Source organism: Faecalimonas sp., from assembly GCA_029264305.1.
GTDB lineage: Bacteria > Bacillota > Clostridia > Lachnospirales > Lachnospiraceae > Faecalimonas.
Window position 1 is genome coordinate 17,856 of record JARICA010000013.1, and the last position, 17,265, is coordinate 35,120.

Below are 17,265 nucleotides of genomic sequence, written 5' to 3' on the forward strand. Positions count from 1 at the left end.
GAATGTAAACTGTTGGTTGACACATTTCAAGGTGTAAATGCTTGTTTGCAACCGTTAAATTTGCTATGTTTAAGATGCTTAAGAGAGTGAAGAAGTGTATGAAGGAGGGAGAAGCATGATTTTAGCAGATAAAATTGCAGATTTACGAAAGAAGAATGGTTGGTCACAAGAAGAACTTTCAAATCAGTTAGGAGTTTCAAGGCAAGCTGTTTCAAAATGGGAAAGTGCATCGACGATTCCAGATTTGGATAAGATCATTAAGATGAGCAATATTTTTGGTGTGAGTACAGATTATCTTTTAAAGGACTCTTTTGGAGATGAAAAAGAGGAGGAAGTTATAATAGAAAACAGTTTAGAAGATAGTATAGAAGAAAATATACAGACAGTGTCTATAGAAACTGCGAATGAATATTTGAATCTTTTGAAAAATGTTACTTCTAAAATTGCATTGGGTGTGTCCATTTGTATTTTATCACCAGTGCTTTTGATTGGGCTTGCAGGATTATCAGATGAGGCGGGCGGATATGCCATTTCCGAAACATTTGCAGTGGGAGTTGGTGTAACAGTACTGTTAGTAATGGTTTCAGTGGCAGTTGCTATTTTTCTGACGTATGGAAGAAAGTTGGGAATGTATGAGTACCTTGAACGTGAACCTATAGAACTTGCTTATGGTGTAAGGGGAATGGTGGAAAAAGAAAAATACAAATATGAGGGCACACATAGTCGAAAACTTGCGATTGGTATTGTTCTTTGTATTCTCAGTGCAGTTCCTATTATGGTGTTAGGAATATCGAGTAAAAGAGAAATGTTAGTAATAATTGGTGTTGACCTTTGCTTAATTTTAGTTGCAGTAGGAGTATTCTTAATCGTTTCTACAGGAATAATCTATGGTGGTTTTCAGAAACTTTTAGAAGAGGGCGATTATACAAGAAGAAAGAAACAAGAAAACAAGAAAAATGATGTATTGGCTACAATTTACTGGTGTACCGTGACTGCAATCTACTTAGGATGGAGTTTTATTACTAGAGCTTGGGAAAAAACATGGATTATTTGGCCAGTTGCAGCAGTATTTTATGGTGCAGTTATTGGAATCAGTTCAGTGTTTCGAAAATGATTTTTAAATAGAGTTAAATAAGGTTAAAAGAATAACATCCAAAGAGCATATACAGCCCTTTGGATGTTGCTGTATAATCGGAAATATACATATTTTTTATAAAATGATAAAAAACTGTCACAAAATGTTAATGTAAGCGTTTTATTAGTAAAAGACGTATAAATAAAAAATAAAAGGGGGGAAAGTGTATGGATCAAAGAGAATGGAAGCGAATTTACAAGTTATATTACAAACCAATGTTTTTATATGCACTTTCTCTTACGACCAATGTGCAAGATGCGGAGGATCTTCTTCAGGAGACTTTTGTTAAATTTTTTCTTTCATATGAAAACACAGGAAGTTTAAAAGCTTGGTTAATTAAAGTATTAAGAAATGAATTGATTAGTATGTTGAGAAAACGGAAGAAGGAATCTCTATTAGGAGATGAACAACCATTTTTAGAGAAAAAAAGTGAAGATGATGAAATTTTGGAACAGATTATTCAAGAGGAAGAACGAAGAAATCTATTTTTGGCAATACAAAAACTACCTATAAAACAAAAAGTCATATTGATGGAGAGCGTTTATTTTCACTTGTCTGATGAAGAGATTGCGCAGGAACATTGCCTGACAAAAGAAAATGTACGTCAGATTCGATTCAGAGCAAAGAAACAGTTACTTCAAATAATAAAGGAGGAATTATGATGATCGAAAAAAATAAAAATAATTTAACAGAAAAATTACTTGATCAAGAATTAGAAATGCTTGTAGAATCTGTTCCAGAACAAGAGATGGATTTTGAAAAAAAGATAGAGAAATGCATTAATAAAAAAATCAGAAGGATTACAGCCAAAACGGTGGCGGCTATAGTTGGTGTCTTAGTGATTCTATTTTTGTTAATTAGTCCGTGTATGAATACTTTTTATTTGAATCCTCAAAAATTGCAAAAAGATCAAACTTTTCTTTCCGTTATGCGAGACTATTATGATATTACTAGACCTTATATTGAAATCAATAATATTCAAGTGGAGAAAAAAGGTTTTGGAAGATATAGATTGGGAATTTCTGCCACAGATAATTTTAAAAAACGTGAAATTGGAGTTGAAAATGTGTGGGTGGATTTGGAACAGGGAAAATATAAAAATTGGCAAGATCCAGAAAGGCTTTTGATTACTAGATTAGGTGAGTTTGAGAATGTTAAAACAAAAGAAGAGATAGAACAATTGATTCAAGAGATAGAAAAATTACCAAAATCAGCAGAGATTAGTCTTGCTATCTCAGAAAATAGGGAAAGAGATGTGGAAGAATTGAGGAAAGAAAAGGTTAGATTAGATTGGATTGAAGTATATCATCCGAATAAGAAAGGATTTCAAGGTGGGTTAAATCTTTGGAGAACAGCAATGTTTGAAGCATCTGATGATCGAGAAAAGATGGATGAGGAGAAACTTTTGAAAGTTTATGTGAAAAATCTAAAGAATCTTGTGAATCATCCAGATATATGGAATTCACTTGAACTTCCATATCGTTCTACAGTTTGGGCAGATGGAACTGAGGAAATAAAAGCGTGTTATGAAGATGCTAAAACACTTAAAAAGTTGCAAACAAAAGCATACTATATTTCAGGGCAGAAAGATGACATTTTAGAATATATAAAAAAGACAACGATCAAAACAGTATCGGTATATAGTGTGAAATCGAATGTTTGGGAATAAAGATATACACAGAACTAGGAATGAATTGAAAAATGTGGGATTATATGATACGATGCAGTTAGGTTTTACTAACTACATCGTATTTTTTATATTCGATAATATAGGGAGTTAAATTTAGAAAATAGGAGGAAAAGTAAATGAAACAAAATTTATCCACACAACTTATGGGAAAATTTTTCTTTCAGATAGGGAAGGAGAAGCTGACACGTCCATGTAGACTAGAAATTTTGTCAGAATATAAACGTATTTTGGCTAATGCAAAAGATATCGGGAAAAAGAATACTTTATTAAGTGTTTATGTATTAGCAGTATGGTTTATTGCTATGAATCGGGTGGATAAGCTTTCGCCAGAGGAAAATATTGCCATTTTAATTGAAGGATTGCGTAATAGTCGAATATTTTGCATCATTATGGGAGATGCAGACCACTATCTTTCTCCTAAGAGAATTGAAAAACAAAAAAAGTGGGCAGAGAGCACCAAAGAACGTCACTATGAAAATGATTGGGTAGTAGAATTACTTCCTGGAAATGATGAATATGATTTGGGGTATGATTATTTAGAATGTGGGATTTGTAAACTTTGCCAAGATGAAGGTTGCCCACAATTTGCAAAATATCTTTGCAGATTGGATTATATGTTTGCAGAGACTATGGGGCTGCGTTTGGAGAGAACATCTACTTTAGCTGAAGGTGGAAATAAATGTGATTTTCGATTTTCCAGAGAGAAATAAAGTTTATAAAAAATATATTGAATATTCTAAAAGGGAATGCTATAATCCATCTTAAAAATTATTTAATTTAGGAGGAAATATTCAATGGACACAGACCCTGACGGGACACAAATTTTCACACAATTAATTATCTTAGTAATTCTAACGTTAGTAAATGCTTTTTTTGCAGGAGCTGAATTAGCGGTTGTTTCAGTGAATAAGAATAAGATTCACCGATTGGCTGAAGAAGGGAATAAGAAAGCATTACTAATCCAGTCACTATTTACGGATTCTACAAAATTTTTATCTACAATTCAAGTTGCTATTACATGTGCAGGTTTCTTTTCTAGTGCGTCAGCAGCAACAGGAATTTCGAAAGTATTGGGCGAACGGTTGCAGCAGATACAAGTACCGTATGCCGATACAATTTCTTTTTTTGGTGTTACAATTATATTAATGTATTTCAATTTAGTTTTTGGAGAACTTGTTCCTAAGCGAATTGCGTTACAAAAGGCGGAAGCATTTTGCTTTCTAACAGTAAAACCGATATATTATATATCTAATATTCTATCTCCATTTATATCATTACTTTCAGTATCTACAAATGGATTTATGAGACTGATAGGTATGAAAACGGAGGAGGAAGAAGAAAATATTTCAGAAGATGAAATTAAGTCTTTAATAGAAAAAGGTCGAATGACAGGAGTTATTGAAGAACATGAAAGTGAAATGTTAAAATCCGTCTTTTCTTTCGATGATAAATGTGCAAGAGATATTATGACTCCAAGAAGAGAAGTATATGCAATTGATCTTAAAGAATCTATTGAAGAGCAAGTTGTTGAAATATTAGAATCTAGACACTCTAGAATTCCAATCTATGAGGGAAATATTGATAATATAATCGGGATTTTACATATAAATGATTATATGATTGCAAAGGAAACAGGAAACTCTGAGAAGGATATATGTGCTCTTTTACAAAAACCTTACTTTGTTCCAGATAGTAAAGCGGCAGATGAGTTGTTTATAGAAATGCAGAAAAATCAAAAGAGAATGGCTCTTTTACTAGATGAATATGGGGGATTATCTGGGATTATTACAATTGAAGATCTTGTAGAAGAAATTGTTGGAGATATCAATGAAGAGAATGATTGTGTACAGCCTGAAGTGATTGAAGTAGAAAAAAATCATTATTTAGTTGATGGTAAAATGTTAGTGGAAGATTTGAATAATAAAATGAATTTAAATCTTCAAACAGAAAACTATGATACAGTATCGGGATTTTTGATTGAAAGATTCGGATATATTCCAGATGAGTCGGCTAAAGACAAAATAGTTATTGAGAATATATCTTTTCAAATATGTGAAATGAAGCAGAAAAGGATAGAAAAGATTTTATTAGTGCTGGGAGAAGAATAGGATTTAGAATCTTTAGTTGCAAAAAATATTTTGGATTTTCTTTCTTCAAACGAGCTTATGACAATTTTTACGGAACGTTCACGCCAAGAAGAACCAGATATTATGGCTCTTGATCAGTATGGAGATTTGTATATTTTTGAACTGAAAAGATGGAGTGGAAAACAAGAAAATCTTTTACAAGTACTTCGATATGGACAATTATTTGGGAGAAGTAACTATGATGATTTGAATGGTTTTTATCAAAAATTTCAAAAATCATCTCAAGCAAATTTGCTAGAAGATTTTAAGTGTTATTTTGCAAAAGAAATATCGGAGGAAATGTTTAATCGAAAGCAACATTTTTTGATTTTGACAAATGGGCTTGATCAAGCAACGGTGGAATCTATTGTTTATTGGAAAAAGTGTGGACTTAATATTGATGCGATTATTTATTGGATTTTTGAAATTCATGGGGAACCCTATATTGAATTTCAAACATATTCTAAGACAGAAGATTATCTTGAATATGAAAATAATTGCTATGTATTAAATACTAATCTTAGGAAAAGTGAAAAATATACTAAAGAGATGTTAGAGGAACGCAAGGCAGCTGCGTATTATCCAGGGTGGAGAGAAAAAATTCAAAAATTTCAAAAAGGAGATATTGTTTTCTTATATAAAAGTGGAACTGGTATTATTGCTTATGGGTATGCGAGTGGTACATTAAATAAAAAAACTTGTGATGGATACCCAGAGTATGAATATAATATGCCTCTTGATAATTTTGTTGAATTAAAAGAACCTATTTCAGCTTCAAGAATGAAAGAAATTACAGGATATGGATTTAATTTTAGGCAAACCTTGTTTTCTATTTCTGAAGAGGCTGCGAATAAAATTATCGAAGTTGCAAAATAAATTATTTTTTAGGTAGGCAGAAGGTTTTTAAAACTTTCTGTCTTTTCTTTCTTGAAGAATAGTAAATAGTGTGATATACTGCACAAAAAGAGTTAGTTAAAACTAACTAACGATTATATGATTACAAATAAGGAGAATAATTTAGAGGGGAGGAAAGAAAACGTTTTATCATAATATATAATAATTATTAAATATTGTAGGAGGTGTAATTTGGATCATACAGTTTATTGGGCGTTCTTTTTAACGCTTTTAGCAGGAATAAGTACGGGGATAGGAAGTTGTATTGCTTTTATATGTCGTCACACAAATCGAAAATTTCTTTCAGTTTCACTTGGGTTTTCAGCGGGTGTTATGATATATGTATCTATGATTGAAATATTTTTTAAAGCAAAAGAATCGCTGGTTGCTCAGATGGGAAATAAATTAGGCAGTTGGGCTACGGTAGGCGCCTTTTTTGGTGGAATATTGTTTATTGCAATTATTGATAAATTAATTCCTTCAGCAGAGAATCCACACGAAATAAAAACGATCGAATCATCAGAAGAGGACCATGTGCAACCGAATCGTTTAATGCGAATGGGAATATTTACTGCTTTAGCCATTGCAATTCACAATTTTCCAGAGGGACTTGCAACTTTTGTTTCGGCTTTGCAGGAACCAAGTGTAGCTATTCCTATTGTAGTAGCCATTGCAATTCATAATATTCCAGAAGGAATTGCTGTTTCTGTGCCAATTTATCAAGCAACTGGTTCTCGTCAAAAAGCATTTTTATATTCCTTTCTTTCAGGTTTAGCCGAACCAGCAGGAGCATTGCTAGGTTGGCTAGTGTTAAGACCGATTATGAATGATGTCGTATTTGGATTACTTTTTGGTGGAGTAGCGGGAATTATGGTATTTATTTCATTTGATGAATTACTTCCAGCAGCAAGGGAGTATGGTGAACATCATTTATCTATTTATGGATTGATTTCAGGTATGGCCGTAATGGCAATAAGTTTATTGCTGTTTTTATAAAAGTTTTCTAAGAAACAAATGGATTGTTTACAAAAGAGAGTACTTAGCTTATTTGGATATATTAATATAGAGGAAAAAGTAAATAATATTGACAAAGTATGTTATGGAGCAAGAATGCTCTCTATTTTTTACAAGTTGGTTAGCGATAACTAACTTAAGGGATAAACAGGGAAGAAAGGGATCCTGTTTATTAGAAAAGGAATAAAAAGGAGGGATTTTTTTGAAAAAACAATCAAATTTATCACGTTTACTTTCTATCGCAGGCAAACATAAGTACTTTACATATGCTTCATGGGTATTTGCGACAATTAGTGCTTTGTTTGCATTATTACCTTATTATTACATTTGGTTAATAATGAAAGAAGTGTTAGAGGTTGCACCGAATTTTAGACAGGCACATAACTTAAAGCAGAATGGGTGGATGGCTTTGTTATTTGCAGTGATAGCAGTATTATTTTATATTGCTGGCTTGATGTGTTCCCATCTAGGTGCTTTTCGTATTGCAACTAATTTACGAATTCAAGTAATGGAACACATTGTGAAATTACCATTGGGTTTTGTAGATCATTTTGGAAGTGGAAAACTTCGTAAAATTGTCAATGAATCTAGTGCGGCAACAGAAACGTATCTTGCTCATCAACTTCCAGATCGTGCTGTTGCGATTGCGACTCCATGTGGACTTTTAGTATTATTATTTGTATTTGATTGGAGATTAGGAATACTAAGTTTAGTTCCTGTTGTGTTGGGATTTCTTGTTATGATGTCAATGACAGGGAAAAAGATGCAGGAACGTATGAAAGAATACCAAGATGCTTTAGACGATATGTCAAATGAAGCTGTAGAGTATGTTAGAGGGATACCCATTGTTAAAACATTTGGTCAAACTATTTTTTCATTTAAAAAATTCAAAAACTCAATTGATCGATATCAAAAATGGGTAATTGCTTATACAAAAGAATTACGTACACCAATGTTATTTTATACGGCTGCAATTAATGGTGTTTTTGTATTTCTTATAGTGGGTGCGCTTTTGCTTACACGAAATGGAATAACAGATGAATTTGTATTAAATATTATATTTTATATTATTATTACACCGATTATTGCTGTCACTTTGACAAAAATAATGTTTCAAAGTGAAAATGCTATGATTGTGAATGATGCATTGGAAAGGATTGATAGTGTTTTGCAGTTGAATCCTTTGGAAGAAACATCTAAAGTACAATCTCCAAAAGATAGTTCTGTAGAATTGTCAAATATTCATTTTAGTTATGATGGAAATAAAAAAGTATTGCAGGATGTTTCGCTTTCTATTTCTGCTGGGCAAAAGGTGGCATTTGTAGGACCATCTGGTGGTGGAAAAACAACACTGGCAAACATTATTTCTAGATTTTTTGATCCACAAAATGGGATAGTAAAAATAGGTGGGGTAGATGTTAAGAATATTGCAAAAGAAGAATTAATGAATACAGTGTCTTTTGTATTTCAAAATAGTCATTTAATCAAAGCCTCTATTTTTGAGAATGTGCAGATGGGAAAGCCAGATGCTACTCGTGAAGAAGTAATAGAAGCACTAAGAAATGCTCAATGCATGGATATTATTGAAAAATTACCTCAGGGAATTGATACTGTTATCGGAACAAAAGGAGTATATTTATCTGGTGGAGAGCAACAAAGAATTGCTATTGCTCGAGTTATGTTGAAAGATACCCCTATTATTATACTAGATGAAGCAACTGCTTTTGCTGATCCGGATAATGAATTAAAAGTGCAACTTGCTTTTTCAAAACTTTCAAAAGGAAAAACGGTTATTATGATTGCACACAGACTTTCTACAGTGGCAGGAGTAGATAAAATTTTTGTAATTAAAAATGGTGCGATTGTAGAAAATGGTACCAATCAAGAACTTATAGAGAAAAAAGGTTTATTCTATCAAATGTGGAATGATTATCAGACATCTGTAAAGTGGAAGGTTCAAAAGGAGGGGATATAAATGATAAAAAAATTGCAAAAACGATATGCTCTTTCTGAGCAGGGAGCAAAAGATTTGGTAAAAGGATGTATTGCTTGTGTTTTACAAAATATTTCTTTTATGTTTCCGATAGGATTATTGTATGTACTTGTTAGTGATTTGTTAGGGGATGGAATAGCGAAAGAAAGAGTTCTGTTTTATGTTATTGGGTGTATGGCGTGTGTTGGATTTATTTTTCTTACAACATATTTTCAATATAATGCAACATATTTTGCGACTTATGTAGAAAGTGGAGTGCGTCGCATCACACTTGCAGAAAAGTTACGTAAAATTCCATTGTCATTTTTTGGAAAAAAAGATCTTGCAGATTTGACAAGTACAATTATGGCGGATTGTACATTTTTAGAGCAAAGTTTTTCACATTTCATTCCAGAACTTGCCGGGTCTATTATTTCAACATTGTTTATTTCTATAAATTTGTTTTTCTTTGATTGGAGAATGGCCTTAGCCGCTCTTTGGGTGTTGCCAGTTTCATTTGCTATTGTTGGATTTTCAGCAAAAGTGCAGGAATATTTAAGCAGAAAGACAATGGATGCTAAAATGAAGTGTGCAGATGGAATTCAAGAGTGTATTGAAACTGTACGGGATTTGAAGGCAAATAATGCAGAAAAGAAATATATGGTAGGATTAGAGAAAAAAATTCGTGCTGTTGAAAAACGTTCGATTATCAATGAATTTGGATTGGCGACATTTATTGTATCTGCTTCTCTCGTTTTAAAATTAGGTATTGTTACGGTTTCACTAGTGGGTTCTATGTTATTGATCGATGGAACGCTTGATATTTTGACATTTTTTATGTTTTTACTTGTAGTGTCAAGGTTATATGATCCTTTACAAGGAGCACTTCAAAATCTAGCAGCTATTATTACTACACGTACCAATATTGCACGTATGAATGAAATTTTAGAACATCCTATTCAGCAAGGCGAAAGTGAATTGACAAATAAGGGGTGCGATATTCACTTTGAACATGTTGGCTTTTCATATAACACTGGAGAAACAGTTTTAAAAGATGTTTCATTTACAGCAAAACAAGGAGAAGTGACCGCTTTAGTTGGACCGTCGGGAGGTGGAAAAACAACAATATCTCGCCTTGCATCTCGATTTTGGGATATTGGTAAAGGGAAGATTACAGTAGGTGGTATGGATATTTCTAAGATAGATCCAGAAGCACTTTTATCTCTTTATTCTATTGTATTTCAAGATGTTACTTTATTTGATAATACTATTTTGGAAAATATTCGAATTGGAAATAAAGAGGCTACCGATGAGCAGGTGCTTGTAGCAGCAAGACTTGCAAACGTGGATGAATTTGCAGAGAAACTTCCGGAAAAATGGAATACAAATATTGGAGAAAATGGATGTGAATTATCCGGTGGAGAGCGACAAAGGATTTCTATTGCACGTGCTTTTTTGAAAGATGCGCCAATTATTTTATTAGATGAGGCAACTGCTTCTTTGGATGTGGAAAATGAAACATTAATTCAAACAGCCTTATCTCGCTTAATTCAAAATAGAACAGTTCTTGTTATTGCACATAGAATGCGCACTGTAGCGGGTGCAGATAAGATAGTGTTACTCCGTGATGGGATTGTTGAAGAGGAGGGAACACCAGATGAATTATTAACACAAAAGGGATTATATTTTCATATGGTAAAATTACAGATGGAAAGTCAAAAATGGAAAATGTAAATTAAATTAATGTATAAACAAAAAACACAAGGCATAATATAGTTTTACCTTGTGTTTTTTGTATGAGACGAATCTTGAAAAAGTATATTCTATATGATAATTTTAAGTTAGATACAACTAATTTTTATTTGTAAAGGAGGGAAGGCTATGAAAGAAGAGCATTTACCGATTTATGGTGTTGGACCGTTTTGTGTAGCATCTATGTTGCTGTTGTTTGTCGGGGGTGTACTATTACATTGTTTTGGATATTTGGATTCCGGAAAAATAGAAAGATTTAGTATTCTAATGTTTATTATAGGCATAATATTCATTATGCTTGGGATTGGGATTTGGATACAGGCTGTTATTATTACAAAGATTGAACGAGCAATCATAAATAATCAATTAGTAACAACAGGTATTTATGCGTGGGTGCGTAATCCAATTTATACAGCAATTGCTATGACACTAATAGGAGTGGCTTTATTATTTACAAATCTTTGGCTTGTTTTGCTTGCTCCTCTTTTTTGGTTAGATATTACTATTTTAATAAAAAATACAGAAGAGAAATGGTTGCTAACACAATATGGAGAAGTTTATTTAGACTATTGTCAGAGGGTGAATAGATGTATACCATGGATTCCCAAAATCAAAAAATAAATTAAGTATTTTTGGGAAAAAAATCAAAAAAATAAATGGTATAGTATAAAATATACTTTCCACAAAAGGTGTATAAAAAAATATGAAAGGACAGTGACGATGAAAAGAAGTTTAAAAATCAAACGCGTAGTTGTATTTTTGTTGTTTTTTTCCATCCTAATTTCTAATTTGCTTTCTATATCAATTTACGCAGAAAACGATATTTTTATAGGTGCAGAGGATACTACTATAGCAGAAAATACGATGTTTGATTTATTGGAAGGGGTAATGGCTCAAGACCCAAGCGGACAGAAGTTAAGTGTTTCTGTATCTAATGTTCGTTGTGAAAATGATCCGACATTTCTGTATGATGGTTCAAATTTTTTGAATGTAGGTAGAGTTGGATTAAATTATACAGTTGAGTATAGCGCATATTCTTCTGAGGAACCTACAGAGACATATACAGTTACAAGAAAAATCACAAGTATGAAGAACATGGATCCAGATAAGGAGAGTGTGGATAAAGAAGAATTATCAGAGAAAAATGAGCCATATCATGAGAACAAACCATCTGTTAAAAAGGGTCTATCAATTATACATAAGGATGGGATGCATTATATTAGAGATCCAAAGTACTTAGATAGAGAAATTTTGATATACTGCATGAACAATAAATTGAAATGGCCACATATAGGGAATGGAGCACCTCAGGTACCAAATTATGAGGAAGGATATTTAACACCGGATATGTTTGTATCGCAGGAAAAATATAATGAATGTGTTCAGAAACTGAAAAAATTATTGTTTGCAGGGTATCCTTATAATGGTGAACGATTTTACAAAATTGTTTCAAAAGAAGAATTGCATACACCTACAATAGATGAATTTAATGAAATGTTAGTTTTACCACCTCAACTAAAAAAGGACTTTCCTTATTTGGCTCAATACCATTTTAGTTTGGATACTTTAAATAATAAAACATATTATGAGGCATTAGTGAGATTTATGGGAGAAGTTAGAGCGTTGTATCCCGATAATGTCACACAACATGGATTGACGCATGAGGATATTACAATTATGCCTTTTTATAAAGCGGCCAATAGTGTGACTTTTCATGGATATGGGGCTACAGAAACTCAAGTATTACAAATATTCGCACAATTATATTCGGATTCCTATTTTGTTACAGAACAACAGGCATATAATGCTACGCAAGATGCAATATGGAAATTGTTATATGATTATGGAGTCCCAGATAATGAAATGCAAGAATTAAGTCACAGCCCACTTGCTATGGTATTATGGAAGTATTGTCAGAAAGGAAATTTATTAGAAGAGGAACCAAATAGTGAAGCAATCAAAGTGGATGGAAATTTAAAATTCACATATCATTCTAAAGACAATATGTGGCATAGTGGAAAGTTAAAAATTAATGAGCCACAAGAATACAATGGATTATATAAATTAATCTTACCGCAAGGAGTAACAAGTAGTAATGGACGTACGTATGTTTACGGAAATCAAGAATATGAATTAGTATCTAAAAGCAAACCAGATGCGACAAGCCAGTTCCGAATAGAAGCAGGAATTGATTGGTTACAGGAAATGAAACAGTACTCTCCAATTAATGATAATACATTTCAACATATGGTTGGTGCAGTAGTTAAAAAAACACCAATAGCAAAAACAATATTGTATACTTCTGAGGAAGAAGGAAGATTAGAAATTACTAAAGAGGTAGTAGGAGATGAAGAGGATTTAAAAAAGGATTTTTCCTTTATTTTAGAGTTACCAAACAACAAAATTAATGGTAATTATGGAGATTTTTATTTTAAAGATGGAGTGGCATCATTCACATTAAAAGCAGGGCAGAAAAAAATAGCAGAACATCTTCCAGCTGGAGTGAAATATAGTGTTAGAGAAAAGGAGAATGGAACGTATTTTGTTACTTCGAATAATGCAGAAGGAACCATTTTAGCAAATCAAACCATTACTGTATCTTTCCTTAATGAGAGAAAGATGGAATTGTCACTTGGTAAATTAGTAACTGGAAATATGGGAGATAAGACGGAGAAATTTACATTCAATATAAGCCTTACAAAAAGAGACGGTACCCCTTTTGAAGGAGAGGTCAAATATACTGCTAGTGTGATGCCTGGATATGAAGCAGAGTCCGCTCCATTAGAGTCTGGAATACTTAAATTTAGTGGTGGAAAAGCAACGATAGAACTTTCACATGGTCAAAGAATTACAATACATGATTTACCGTTTCTGTGTAAATATGCAGTTCAAGAACAGGAGGAAAATCAAGGTCACTATACAACAACATATAATGATCAAAAAAATAGTCCAAATGGGATCTTAGATAAAAATGTAGAAATTTGTGTTAAGAATAATAAAGAAACGATTCCAGAAACAGGTATTCAACATACAAGTATGCAGGTTTGGGGACTCTTGATTGGAATTTTACTTGTGGGCAGTTGCATTTTATATTTGTGTAAAAGGGTAAAAAAATGAAAGACACATTAAAAGAGGATATTTTGTTCCTTATATTGAAAATTATTTTATTTGTGGTTTTGATAGCAATCTTATTTTTATTTGTTTTTGGTATTTACAGATGTAGTGATAATACAATGAATCCGGCAGTAAAAGACGGAGATTTGGCAATATATTATCGTCTACAAAAGAAGTATAACATATCAGATGTTGCTGTAATTGAAAAAAATGGCGAAAAACAAATTAGGAGAATTATTGCAAAAGAAGGGGACAAAATCGATATTACAGAAGAAGGATTGGTAATTAATGGATATCGACAGCAGGAAAGAGAAATTTATACAGAAACATTACCATATGTAGAAGGGATTACCTTTCCGTTTACAGTGGGAAAAAATGAATATTTTGTGTTAGGGGATAATCGCCCTAATGTAAAAGATAGTCGAATCTATGGAGTAGTTAAACAACAAGAAATGAAAGGTGTTGTGATTACGATTCTTCGCAGTAGAGGAATATAGATTATGTTGCTTTTTAAATAAAATTTTGTAGTATAAAGGAGAAGAAAAAGATGATAAATAAGAAAAAATTAATCACATTATTATTAACAGGAACAATTTTGATGGGAATGAATACAACGGTATTAGCAGAAAACATACCAACTGTTGGAAATGGTACAGAAGGAAAAGATGCAACAGTATCTATTACAAAAGAGTTAGAACTAGCAGAAGGATTGGCTGTTCCTAATACGAACTTTACTTTTATTGCAACACCAAAGACAGAGGGAGCACCAGAAGCAACGATCTCTGATATTACTTACAATGCCGGAGAGGCTGTAGGAAACTTAGAGAATGGGAAATATACGATTTCAAAAACATCTAAAATCGTATTTGGTAAATTCCCACATGCTGGACAATACGATTATACAGTAACAGAGAAAAAAGGTGATATGGCTGGAATGACATATTCATCAAAAACATATACAATGCGTGTATATGTGGCAAATAAACAGAACAATTCCGGAGAAACCTATATTAAAACAATAACAGCTGAAGAATCAGGAACAAAGACAGCTAAAATAGTGTTTACAAACACATACACAAAAAATGCGGCTTTATCTATTGAGAAAAATACAATAGGTGAATTAGCAGATAAAACAAAAGACTTTGCATTTACAATTACATTTATAAAATCAGCAACTTCAACTCAGAGCGAGTTTGTAGGACATATTGGAACGGAAATGGTTACTTGCGAAGTAGGAAAAGAAAAAGAATTTATGTTACATGATAAAGAAAAACTTATATTTGATAATCTTCCAGTCGGTACAAAGTATGTTGTAAAAGAAAAAGGAGTGTTAGATGACGGATATACACCAAGTATTCATGTTGTTGAAAACAATATAGTAACAGTAGATAATCAAAAAGGCAATGAGAAAGATGATTTATCCTCAGCAAATATTGGTTCAAATAACTTAGTAGGGGAAGGTAAAAATGAGGTTGTATTTACAAATACATATAAGGATATAGCTATTACAGGAATTATTTTTAATAACCTTCCGTTTGTTTTGTTAATTAGTGTAGCAATTTTGGCATTTGTTTCATTGGCTGTGATTAAGAGAAGCCGAAAAATTAAAAGATAGTGAATAAGTGGAAAAAGAGAATTCAGATAGCAGATCAGGTGGTTAACTTGTTAATCGTTTTATGTTTTCTACCTATTCTGCTTTATGCTGGCTATACGTTATGGGATGTTCAACATATTTATCAATCAGCAGAAGCTTCTTTATATGAAGTATATAAACCCACTGCAACAAATAAGGTGTCTCTTGAAGAATTACAAAAGAAGAATCCAGAGGTGGTTGGCTGGTTGACGGTAAACGATACGCACATAGATTATCCATTCGTACAGTCATCTGATAACTCAAAATATGTGAACACAGATATTGAAGGGAAGTTTTCGCTTTCGGGAAGTATATTTTTGGATTATCGAAACAAGAAAAATTTTTCGGATATGAATAATATCATATACGGACATCATATGGATAAACAGGTAATGTTTGGAGAAATAGAGTATTTTGAAAAAGAAAAGTACTTTGAGTCACACCAATATGGAAAAATATATTTTGACGGAACGTGGCATGATATAGAATTTTTTGCTTTTCTTCATGCCGATGCTTATGATTCTGTGCTATATAATACAGAGTTACAAAGAGAAAAGGATATTCAGCAATATGTAAAGCATATAAAGAAAAATGCTAAAATTTTTAAAGAATTGGCATTTGATAAAGATGAACATTTTATTACGTTATCTACTTGTACTTCAGATTCAACAAATGGAAGACATCTTCTTATAGGGAAAATCAGGGATACTTCTAGAAGTAATGTAGATGAAGGAGATTAGTTGTATGGTAAAAAAACTATTAAAAAAGCAGAGTGCTTGGCTTATATTATTATTTGCGTTGTTGATAAACAATAATGTATATGCTTCTAATAATTGTGTAGAGGTGCCTCTTGTAGTAGAACAATTTTTTGATGTTGCGGAAGGAACTGAAAAGGAAGTAGATTTCATAGGGGAATATGTATTAAAAGGTTTAAGTGAAAATGCTATTCTTCCAGAAAGTACTAGTCAGGATAGATTTGTTTTTCGATTAAATGGCAAGAAAAAGGATATCAGTATTCCATTGAGTTATGAACGTGCAGGAGTATATTGTTATGAACTCGAACAGACAACAAAAGATAAAGAAAATTATATTTTTGATAGACAGACATATAAGATAACAGTATATGTTAAAAATGGAGAAACAGGTAAATTACGAGCGCAAGTTATTGTAGAAAATCAAGAGGGGAGAAAAAGTGGAAAAATAGAGTTTTGTAATCGTTATTTGTTGAAAAGTACATCTAGTTCACAACAGAATTTAGTAGTAAAAACGGGAGATGAACAAAAGGTATATATCTGGTATTTAGCAGCAAGTATTTCGGTATGTATTATTCTAGCAATGATTGTTATGAAAAGGAAGAGAGAGAAATTCAATCAAGTTGAGTTTTAAAATGAGGTAAAAATGATAAATATAATTTTAATTGTTTTAGTAATTGTTTCTATAATACTTTTTATGGTAGCAATAGTTTCTGGCATAAAAGATACAAAAAAGAAAAAATATTATATTAAATGTGTAGGTAGAATTGATCGAATTTATAAACGTAAAGTAATTGGAAGTAGACAAGAAAATAGATATGTTATTTCTCCAGTTATTCTTTATACAGTTAGAGGAAATCAATATGAATTAATAGGAACATATTATTCAAAAAATATGAAAGTAGGACAGGAAGCAACCATTTTGTATGAGGAAAATAATCCCAATAAAGCAATTATGGAAAAAGGATTATACAGAACGTCATTCGTTACAGGAATTGTAGGGATAGCTTTTATAATTGCATTTAGTATAATAGCGGTTTTGAAATATGTAGGAGGAATTCGTTTTTAAAAGGTTAGATTATAAAAGAGGCTATCTATTTTTCGATAGCCTCTTTTTCTTATGCAGAGTAAATTCCCTCAACAATAATTTTTTTGAAAAAGCGAGATAATCCGAGGTGTACAG

At 32.1% G+C, this 17,265-nt stretch carries 16 protein-coding genes; all 16 read left to right on the forward strand.

Going from position 1 to position 17,265, the window contains the following annotated elements:
* Positions 1 to 115: 115 nt before the first annotated feature.
* The 16 genes from ACY2U7_RS03570 to ACY2U7_RS03645 all read left to right on the forward strand — a co-directional run bounded on the left by ACY2U7_RS03570 (position 116) and on the right by ACY2U7_RS03645 (position 17,151).
* Positions 116 to 1,114, forward strand: coding sequence for a helix-turn-helix domain-containing protein (locus ACY2U7_RS03570; RefSeq protein ID WP_461815898.1), 999 nt, complete (start codon positions 116 to 118; stop codon positions 1,112 to 1,114).
* A 188-nt stretch (positions 1,115 to 1,302) separates the two neighbouring features.
* Positions 1,303 to 1,797: an RNA polymerase sigma factor gene (locus ACY2U7_RS03575; RefSeq protein ID WP_461815899.1), complete on the forward strand. Its 495-nt coding sequence runs from the start codon at positions 1,303 to 1,305 to the stop codon at positions 1,795 to 1,797.
* Positions 1,794 to 2,804, forward strand: a complete 1,011-nt coding sequence (locus ACY2U7_RS03580) for a sigma factor regulator N-terminal domain-containing protein (protein WP_461812954.1) — start codon at positions 1,794 to 1,796, stop codon at positions 2,802 to 2,804. The genes ACY2U7_RS03575 and ACY2U7_RS03580 overlap by 4 nt, the downstream gene beginning before the upstream one ends.
* Before the next feature lie 137 nt (positions 2,805 to 2,941).
* The gene (locus ACY2U7_RS03585; protein ID WP_461815900.1) at positions 2,942 to 3,535 is read left to right on the forward strand and encodes an L-2-amino-thiazoline-4-carboxylic acid hydrolase; all 594 of its coding nucleotides are present in this window, start codon (positions 2,942 to 2,944) and stop codon (positions 3,533 to 3,535) included.
* 84 nt (positions 3,536 to 3,619) lie between these two features.
* The gene (locus ACY2U7_RS03590) at positions 3,620 to 4,933 is read left to right on the forward strand and encodes a hemolysin family protein (RefSeq protein WP_461815901.1); all 1,314 of its coding nucleotides are present in this window, start codon (positions 3,620 to 3,622) and stop codon (positions 4,931 to 4,933) included.
* Positions 4,934 to 4,990: 57 nt separating this feature from the next.
* Entirely contained in the window at positions 4,991 to 5,827 is an 837-nt protein-coding gene (locus tag ACY2U7_RS03595; RefSeq protein WP_461815902.1) for a hypothetical protein, read from the forward strand.
* Between the two features lie 210 nt (positions 5,828 to 6,037).
* Complete coding sequence (gene zupT, locus ACY2U7_RS03600; RefSeq protein ID WP_461813080.1) at positions 6,038 to 6,841, forward strand: zinc transporter ZupT; 804 nt, start codon at positions 6,038 to 6,040, stop codon at positions 6,839 to 6,841.
* A gap of 220 nt (positions 6,842 to 7,061) precedes the next feature.
* Positions 7,062 to 8,834: an ABC transporter ATP-binding protein gene (locus ACY2U7_RS03605; protein ID WP_461815903.1), complete on the forward strand. Its 1,773-nt coding sequence runs from the start codon at positions 7,062 to 7,064 to the stop codon at positions 8,832 to 8,834.
* The gene (locus ACY2U7_RS03610) at positions 8,835 to 10,565 is read left to right on the forward strand and encodes an ABC transporter ATP-binding protein (protein WP_461815904.1); all 1,731 of its coding nucleotides are present in this window, start codon (positions 8,835 to 8,837) and stop codon (positions 10,563 to 10,565) included.
* A gap of 147 nt (positions 10,566 to 10,712) precedes the next feature.
* Positions 10,713 to 11,204, forward strand: coding sequence for a methyltransferase family protein (locus ACY2U7_RS03615; RefSeq protein WP_461815905.1), 492 nt, complete (start codon positions 10,713 to 10,715; stop codon positions 11,202 to 11,204).
* Positions 11,205 to 11,303: 99 nt separating this feature from the next.
* Positions 11,304 to 13,700 (forward strand): DUF7601 domain-containing protein, encoded by a 2,397-nt coding sequence (locus ACY2U7_RS03620; protein WP_461815906.1) that lies wholly within the window; start codon positions 11,304 to 11,306, stop codon positions 13,698 to 13,700.
* A complete protein-coding gene (lepB, locus tag ACY2U7_RS03625) occupies positions 13,697 to 14,194 on the forward strand; it encodes a signal peptidase I (RefSeq protein WP_461815907.1) in 498 nt (165 codons plus the stop codon). The genes ACY2U7_RS03620 and lepB overlap by 4 nt, the downstream gene beginning before the upstream one ends.
* A 50-nt stretch (positions 14,195 to 14,244) precedes the next feature.
* On the forward strand, positions 14,245 to 15,312 hold the full coding sequence (locus ACY2U7_RS03630; RefSeq protein ID WP_461815908.1) for a DUF7601 domain-containing protein: 1,068 nt from the start codon (positions 14,245 to 14,247) through the stop codon (positions 15,310 to 15,312).
* Positions 15,312 to 16,070, forward strand: coding sequence for a class B sortase (gene srtB, locus ACY2U7_RS03635; RefSeq protein WP_461815909.1), 759 nt, complete (start codon positions 15,312 to 15,314; stop codon positions 16,068 to 16,070). Before ACY2U7_RS03630 ends, srtB begins: the two co-directional genes overlap by 1 nt.
* A 4-nt stretch (positions 16,071 to 16,074) precedes the next feature.
* Positions 16,075 to 16,716, forward strand: coding sequence for a streptococcal pilin isopeptide linkage domain-containing protein (locus ACY2U7_RS03640; RefSeq protein WP_461815910.1), 642 nt, complete (start codon positions 16,075 to 16,077; stop codon positions 16,714 to 16,716).
* Positions 16,717 to 16,728: 12 nt separating this feature from the next.
* Entirely contained in the window at positions 16,729 to 17,151 is a 423-nt protein-coding gene (locus ACY2U7_RS03645; RefSeq protein ID WP_461813089.1) for a hypothetical protein, read from the forward strand.
* Positions 17,152 to 17,265: the final 114 nt, after the last annotated feature.

Bases quoted from the DNA above. Each gene is read 5' to 3' on its own strand.
- ACY2U7_RS03570 (WP_461815898.1), top strand. From the start codon at position 116: ATGATTTTAGCAGATAAAATTGCAGATTTACGAAAGAAGAATGGTTGG.
- ACY2U7_RS03575 (WP_461815899.1), top strand. From the start codon at position 1,303: ATGGATCAAAGAGAATGGAAGCGAATTTACAAGTTATATTACAAACCA.
- ACY2U7_RS03580 (WP_461812954.1), top strand. From the start codon at position 1,794: ATGATGATCGAAAAAAATAAAAATAATTTAACAGAAAAATTACTTGAT.
- ACY2U7_RS03585 (WP_461815900.1), top strand. From the start codon at position 2,942: ATGAAACAAAATTTATCCACACAACTTATGGGAAAATTTTTCTTTCAG.
- ACY2U7_RS03590 (WP_461815901.1), top strand. From the start codon at position 3,620: ATGGACACAGACCCTGACGGGACACAAATTTTCACACAATTAATTATC.
- ACY2U7_RS03595 (WP_461815902.1), top strand. From the start codon at position 4,991: ATGACAATTTTTACGGAACGTTCACGCCAAGAAGAACCAGATATTATG.
- ACY2U7_RS03610 (WP_461815904.1), top strand. From the start codon at position 8,835: ATGATAAAAAAATTGCAAAAACGATATGCTCTTTCTGAGCAGGGAGCA.
- ACY2U7_RS03615 (WP_461815905.1), top strand. From the start codon at position 10,713: ATGAAAGAAGAGCATTTACCGATTTATGGTGTTGGACCGTTTTGTGTA.
- ACY2U7_RS03620 (WP_461815906.1), top strand. From the start codon at position 11,304: ATGAAAAGAAGTTTAAAAATCAAACGCGTAGTTGTATTTTTGTTGTTT.
- lepB (WP_461815907.1), top strand. From the start codon at position 13,697: ATGAAAGACACATTAAAAGAGGATATTTTGTTCCTTATATTGAAAATT.
- ACY2U7_RS03630 (WP_461815908.1), top strand. From the start codon at position 14,245: ATGATAAATAAGAAAAAATTAATCACATTATTATTAACAGGAACAATT.
- ACY2U7_RS03640 (WP_461815910.1), top strand. From the start codon at position 16,075: ATGGTAAAAAAACTATTAAAAAAGCAGAGTGCTTGGCTTATATTATTA.
- ACY2U7_RS03645 (WP_461813089.1), top strand. From the start codon at position 16,729: ATGATAAATATAATTTTAATTGTTTTAGTAATTGTTTCTATAATACTT.